The organism is Actinomycetota bacterium (assembly GCA_005774595.1).
Classification (GTDB): domain Bacteria; phylum Actinomycetota; class Coriobacteriia; order Anaerosomatales; family D1FN1-002; genus D1FN1-002.
Genome location: VAUM01000101.1, coordinates 1 through 6,207, shown reverse-complemented (window position 1 = coordinate 6,207; position 6,207 = coordinate 1). Strand labels below are relative to the sequence as shown.

Below are 6,207 nucleotides of genomic sequence, written 5' to 3'. Positions count from 1 at the left end.
CCTTGAGCATCGGCTGTGCGCCCCTCTCGGGTCGGTGGTGTCGCTTCGTGTCAGTCTCCCACGCGCCGTGTCGTCTCCGCGAGGAACGCCACCGCGGCGTCCACGTACTCGCGGAAGCGCGCGGTCAGCGGCTCGGACAGGCCGGGCTCGGCACGGATCTCGGCCGGTTCGATGCCCATGATCGTGACCGCGCCGGTCGAGGCGCCGGTCGCCTCGGCGAATTCGAGTACCTTGACGAGATCGCCCTCGTGCGTGCTCAGGCCGCCGGACGCCTTGCGCGTGGCCACCTGCTCGGGCGTGAAGAACGCGTACTCGCCGGGCGCCGACCCCATGCGCGCCGAGTCCACCACGAGCACCGCCTCGCTGTCCTCGCCGAGGTAGTGCACGAGGTCGAGCAGGTTGCCGCCAAGGTCGATGGCCGTGAAGCCGCCCGCGCCGTCCAGCCCCTCCTCGGCGATGGCCTCGGCTATGCGCAGGCCGATCGAGTCGTCGCCAGCGTGGTAGTTCCCGATGCCGATGAGGTAGCGCATGCGCGCTCGGCCGCCCGCGCCGCTACCGGACGAACTCCACGTCGAGGTAGTGGGTCGAACACGAGATGCACGGGTCGTACGCGCGCACGAGCATCTCGAACGCGAGGCGCATCTCGTTCTCGTTCTTGCCCGCGCCGATGAGCCACGGCAGCAGTGCCGTGAAGTCGGCCTGGATGTTGGCGTGGTTCTGGCCGGTCGGGATGATGCAGTCCGCTCCGGTGCAGAAGCCGTCCTCGCCGTAGGTGTACTCGTGGAAGAGGATGCCGCGCGGCACCTCGACCGCCGAGGCGCCGGTGCCGGCCTTCGTCGGGGCCACGAGCGGCTCGTCGGCGATGCCGTCGGCGATGAGCTCGTCCATCAGGTGCAGCGACTCGTACGCCGAGTGCACGATCTCGACCACCTGGGCGACCGAGTTCATGTACGGGTTCGTGCAGATCGGACTGATGCCGAGCGACCCGGCGACCTCCTTGGCCTCCGGGTGCAGGCGGTCGTAGTTCACGTTGAAGCGCGCGAGCGCGCCGGCCGCGTAGCTGTTGAGGCGGTTCCTCGTGAACTTGGCGGTCGACTGCGGGACCACGTACTCGTTGGTGCAGCTGCGGTAGTCGGCGACCTCGTAGCGCGCCCGGTCGCCGTCGGGCAGGATCGTCTGGATGTAGCCGTCGTACAGGCCGTACTCCTCATCCGAGGTGACGGCCATGTACTCGGTCGGGCGCTTGAAGGCGGGGATGTTCGGCGCGAGCGCGCGCACGGTCGCCAGCGTGGCCGCGAGGTCGGGCACGGCCTCGAGCAGGCGGTCGCGCATGACGGTGACCTCGGCGACGGTCGGCAGCTTCGTGAAGCCGCCGGGCACGACGGTGGTCGGGTGCGTCGTGCGCCCTCCGATCATCGAGCCCCACTCGTGCGCGAGGCGCTTGAGGCGCAGCGCGCAGGCGACGACCTCGCCGTGCGTCTCGACGAGCGGGAACACCGACGGCGCGCCGAGCAGGTCGGGCGCCACGAGCACGTAGACGTGCAGCACGTGGCTGTCGAAGTTCTCGGCGTGCTTGAGCAGACGGCGCAGCTTCTTCGTCTGCTCGGTGACCTCGATGCCGAGCGCCGCCTCGGTCGCCTTCACCGAGGCGAGCGTGTGGCCGATCGAGCAGATGCCGCAGATGCGGCTCGTGATGCGGGCGACCTCGCTGTAGTGGCGGCCGCGCACCATCGCCTCGAAGAAGCGGGGCGCCTCGGGCACCTGCCACTCGCAGCGCTCGACGACGCCGTTCGTCATGTTCACGCGGATGTTGCCGTGGCCCTCGACGCGGGTCAGGTGGTGGACGTCGATGTTGACGCTGGCTGTGGTCTTCATCGGACCCGTCAGCTCCTCAGGTTCGCGGTGAACATGCGCGACTTGCCGACCGCGCGCTTCTGGCTGAACCCGGCGCGCTCCATGAGCACCTTCTCGAGCGCGCGGATGTTCGGCTCGTCGACGAAGCCACGGCACGCCTCGCAGGGGATGCCGTCGGCCGGGCAGGGCGCGCCGCAGCCGGCACGCGCGACCTGGCCCATGCAGTGGTCGCCCTCGTCGTAGCGGCAGATCGTCTCGCGGCGCTTGCACTCGACGCACACGGGGTGGCTCGGCACGACGTGCTCGGTGCCGTGGAGCAGGTTGGAGATGACGAGCAGGAGCTCGTCCTTGCTCATCGGGCAGCCACGGACTTCGTAGTCGACCTCGATCGCGGCCGAGATCGGGCGCGCGGTGCCGCTCTCGAGGTGCGGCATCACCGAGTCGTCGCCGTAGACGTACTCGGAGAAGTCGTCCTGGTGGTTCTTCAGCGCGTTGACGCCGCCGGTGCACGCGCATGCGCCGTACGCGATGACGTAGCGCGCCCGCCGGCGGATCTCGAGCAGGCGGTCGCGGTCGGCGTCCCGGGTGAAGCTGCCCTCGACCAGCGCGATGTCGATCGGGCCGTCGGTGGTCTCGGTCATGGCCTCGCGGAACTCGACGAGCTCGACGTGCTTGAGCAGCTCGAGGGTGGCCTCGTCACCGTAGTTGGTGAACTCGATCTGGCAGCCCTCGCAGCTGGTGAAGTCGAAGAACGCGATCTTCGGCTTTCCCATGGTCAGATCGCCTCCTCGAGCGCCTGGATCTCGGCGAAGGTGAACACCGGCCCGTCGACGCAGCAGTACTTGTCGTTGATCTGGCAGTGCCCGCACTTGCCGACGCCGCACTTCATGCGCCGCTCGAGGTCCACGTAGATGTTCTCCCGCGAGATGCCGAGCGAGTCGAGCTCGCGCAAGACGAACTGGAACATGACCGGCGGGCCGCAGATGATGACGCGCGTCTCCGGGGTGAGGCTCGTGGTCTTGAACAGCGTCGTGATGTTGCCGACATGCCCGCTCCAGTGCACCGAGGCGCGGTCGACGGTCTCGTGGTACTCGATGCCGTGGCTGGCGCGCCACACGGCGCGGTCCTCGGGGAAGAGCAGTTGCAGCGGGTCGCGCGCGCCGTAGAACAGCACGAACCGGCCGAAATCCTCGCGGCGGTCGGCGATGTACTGGATGAGGCTGCGCGTCGGGCACAGCCCGATGCCGCCGGCGACGACGAGCACGTCCTCGCCGTGGAGCGCATCCATGTCGAAGCCGTGGCCGAGCGGCCCGCGGATCCAAAGTGAGTCGCCGACCTCCTGCTTGTTGATGGCGGTCGACACGCGCCCGACCGAGCGGACCACGATCTCGAACGTGTACTTGCGCGTCGGTGAGCTCGCGAGACCGATGGGGATCTCGCCGAATCCCATCACGCCGACCTCGAGGATCTGGCCGGGCGTGAAGTCGAGCTGCTCACCGTCGGCGAGCTGCAGCGTGAAGTGCTTCTCGGTCGCGGTGGGCTGGGCGGTGTGCAGGATCTTCGCCTCGCGAGGCACGAAGAGGCTCTCGTGGCTGTTGTCGCAGGTGCAGCCGGTGCGTTCGGCAGCCGCGTGCTCGGCGGCGGCGGTGACTTCGGCCGGTGTGCTCATGAGGCACGCTCCATGATCGCGGTGATGACGCGGACGGGGTCTGCGATGTCCGCGGTGCACGCGGCCGAGCAGCGCCCGCACCCGGTGCACGCCGGCCCGCCGAGCTTGTCGTTCAAGTAGGCGGCCTTCCGCATGAAGCGATGGCGGAACCGGGCGCTGTGATGCGCGCGGAAGTTCTCGGAGTGCCCGCCGGGCTGTGTGATCGCGGCGAACTCGCGCGTCAGGCACGCGTCCCAGTAGCGCGTCCGCGTGCCCGAGGTCTGGTCGAGGTTCCACGCGTCGCGCACGTCGAAGCAGTAGCAGGTCGGGCAGACCGTGTTGCACGACCCGCAGCTGAAGCAGTCGTTGGACAGCTCGTCCCACAGCGCCTCGTCGGAGAACGCGTCCCGCACCTTCGCGGCGACGGCGTCGCTGTCGTACGGGAGCGTCTCGGCGCACTCGGTCATCCTGTCGGCGTTGGCCCGCTTCGCGGCGGCGATCTCCTCGGAGGTGGCCTCGCGGAAGCCGGCTTTCGCGAACAGGGCCGTGCCCTTGTCGGTCACGATCTCCAGCACGTAGCCGCCGTCGACCTTGGTGAGGAAGGCGTCGTGGCCCTTCGGCTTGACCGAGGATCCGATCGACCCCCAGAACGCGCGGGGCGAGACGGACTGCACACTCGACGCGACGATGGTGGTCGCCTCGCGCTGGGCCAAGTAGTCGCGGTCGGCGTTGCGCTCGCGGAAGAGCAGGTCGGTCATGTCGATGCCCTTGACGTCGTAGAAGTGGACGCCGAACAGCACCGTCTCGACCGGGTCGATGCAATCGCTCACCGACTCGGCGTCGAACGTCACGATCCGCTGCGCGGGCGGGAAGAAGACCTTCTTGGGCGGCAGGATGGTGACGTCGTAGTCGAGGCGGACTTCGGCTGCGGAACCGATCTCGGCGAAGACGAACCTGCCCCGCTTCGCCACCGGCGCGACCACGCGTGTGGTCTTCGCCAGCTTGTTCAGGAACGCGACAAGGTCGCGCTCCTTCAAGAAGAAGGCGCTCATGGGTTTCCCCCTTGGGACTCCGGCATCGTGCAAGAAGCTATATACCCGTGCGCGCGAGCGCAAGGGCGCGCGGCGGGAGGATGGCCGTGAGGCGCCGGCGGGAGGCTCGGCTGGGACGTCACGGCGGCCTCTCCGCGAGTCATACGGTTTCTCGGAACGATCGTTCCGAGAAACCGTATGGGCGCGGAAGGAAGGCCGGAGACGAAGGTCCGGCTGTAGATGCGTGTGCCGGCGCTACCCGGGGGCGCGGTCGCCGAAGATCGGCCGCAGCGCGTCGACGGCGGCGGCGAGGCGCGTGCGACCGGCCGGGTCCGCGGCCAGTGTACGTCGCGCGCGACGGGCGCTGCGGCGCCGCGCGTGCGCGGGCGAACGCCTATCATGGGCGCCATGAGCGAAGCCCCCTCACTCGTGCTCGGGACCGCAGGCCACATCGACCACGGCAAGTCGTCGCTGGTCAAGGCGCTGACGGGCACGGACCCCGACCGCCTGCCCGAGGAGAAGGAGCGCGGCGTCACCATCGAGCTCGGGTTCGCGCGCCTCGAGCTGCCGAGCGGCCGGTCGATGGGCGTCGTCGACGTGCCCGGGCACGAGCGCTTCGTGCGTCAGATGGTCGCGGGCGCGACCGGCATCGACGTCGTGCTGCTCGTGGTGGCGGCCGACGACGGCGTCATGCCGCAGACGCGCGAACACCTCGCGATCGTCGACCTGCTCGGCATCCCCAAGGGCGTGGTCGCGGTCACCAAGGCCGACCTCGCTGACGCCGACTGGATCGAACTCGTCCGCGCCGACGTGCAGGCGCTGCTCGCCGGCACCTCGATCGCCGGCGCGCCGATCGTGGTGTGCTCGGCGCGCACCGGCGAGGGCCTGCCGGAGCTGCTCGCGGCGCTCGACTCCGTGGCGACGGAGGCCGAGGCGCGCCACGCGGACCTGCCGATGCGCCTGCCGGTCGACCGGGTGTTCACCGTCGCAGGTGCGGGCACGGTCGTCACTGGGACGATGTGGTCGGGCGGCGCCGCGAAAGACGACGCGGTCGAGGTGCTGCCGGGCGGTGCGAAGGCGCGGGTGCGTTCGGTGCAGGTGCACTCGCAGCCCGTCGCCCGCGCGCACGCGGGCCAGCGCGTGGCGCTCAACCTCGCGGGGGTCGAGCGTGACGCCATCGCGCGCGGCGACATCGTGGCCGCACCCGGGACACTCACGGTCACCGACCGCTTCGACGCGCAGTTCACCTACCTGGCCGCCGAGGACAAGCCGTTCGAGTCCGGCACGCGCGTCCACGTGCATCACGGCACACGCGAGGTGCTCGGGCGCGTGCTGCTCATGGGCGCGGAGCGCCTGCAACCGGGCGAGCGCGCGCTCGCGCAGGTGCGGCTCGAGAACCCGCTGGCGCCGCGCTACGGCGACCGGTTCATCATCCGCTCCTACTCGCCGATGTGGACCATCGGCGGCGGCGTCGTCCTCGACGCGCTCCCGCCGCGGCGCACGGCGCTGAAGTCCGCGGAGCGCGAACTGCTCGAGGCATTGCTCGCCGGCGACCTGTCGCAGGCGGCCGTCGGGCTCGTCACCTCGCGCGGGATCCCGATGACCTCGGCCGAGGTCGCGGCGGCGCTCGGCGTGCCGCGCGCGCAGGTCGCCGACGAGCTCAACAAGTCCGCG

6 protein-coding genes are annotated in these 6,207 nt (G+C 70.0%); 1 reads left to right on the top strand and 5 read right to left on the bottom strand.

Annotated elements, in window-relative coordinates; all coding sequences use genetic code 11:
• Nucleotides 1-50: 50 nt before the first annotated feature.
• From FDZ70_05450 to FDZ70_05430, 5 genes are read right to left on the bottom strand one after another with little or no spacing between them, the layout of a single operon-like run.
• A complete protein-coding gene (locus tag FDZ70_05450) occupies nucleotides 51-530 on the bottom strand; it encodes a hydrogenase maturation protease (GenBank protein TLM77474.1) in 480 nt (159 codons plus the stop codon).
• Between the two features lie 22 nt (nucleotides 531-552).
• Nucleotides 553-1,875, bottom strand: coding sequence for a Ni/Fe hydrogenase subunit alpha (locus FDZ70_05445; protein TLM77473.1), 1,323 nt, complete (start codon nucleotides 1,873-1,875; stop codon nucleotides 553-555).
• Nucleotides 1,876-1,883: 8 nt separating this feature from the next.
• Nucleotides 1,884-2,627, bottom strand: a complete 744-nt coding sequence (locus FDZ70_05440; protein TLM77472.1) for an NADH:ubiquinone oxidoreductase — start codon at nucleotides 2,625-2,627, stop codon at nucleotides 1,884-1,886.
• Between the two features lie 2 nt (nucleotides 2,628-2,629).
• A complete protein-coding gene (locus FDZ70_05435; protein TLM77471.1) occupies nucleotides 2,630-3,523 on the bottom strand; it encodes an oxidoreductase in 894 nt (297 codons plus the stop codon).
• Nucleotides 3,520-4,554: a hypothetical protein gene (locus FDZ70_05430; GenBank protein TLM77470.1), complete on the bottom strand. Its 1,035-nt coding sequence runs from the start codon at nucleotides 4,552-4,554 to the stop codon at nucleotides 3,520-3,522. Before FDZ70_05430 ends, FDZ70_05435 begins: the two co-directional genes overlap by 4 nt.
• Nucleotides 4,555-4,941: 387 nt before the next feature.
• Here FDZ70_05430 and selB point away from each other — a divergent pair.
• Nucleotides 4,942-6,207 (top strand): selenocysteine-specific translation elongation factor (gene selB, locus FDZ70_05425; protein TLM77475.1); only part of this gene is annotated, 1,266 nt, incomplete at its 3' end.

Bases quoted from the DNA above. Each gene is read 5' to 3' on its own strand.
- FDZ70_05445 (TLM77473.1), bottom strand. From the start codon at position 1,875: ATGAAGACCACAGCCAGCGTCAACATCGACGTCCACCACCTGACCCGC.
- FDZ70_05430 (TLM77470.1), bottom strand. From the start codon at position 4,554: ATGAGCGCCTTCTTCTTGAAGGAGCGCGACCTTGTCGCGTTCCTGAAC.
- FDZ70_05440 (TLM77472.1), bottom strand. From the start codon at position 2,627: ATGGGAAAGCCGAAGATCGCGTTCTTCGACTTCACCAGCTGCGAGGGC.
- FDZ70_05435 (TLM77471.1), bottom strand. From the start codon at position 3,523: ATGAGCACACCGGCCGAAGTCACCGCCGCCGCCGAGCACGCGGCTGCC.
- FDZ70_05450 (TLM77474.1), bottom strand. From the start codon at position 530: ATGCGCTACCTCATCGGCATCGGGAACTACCACGCTGGCGACGACTCG.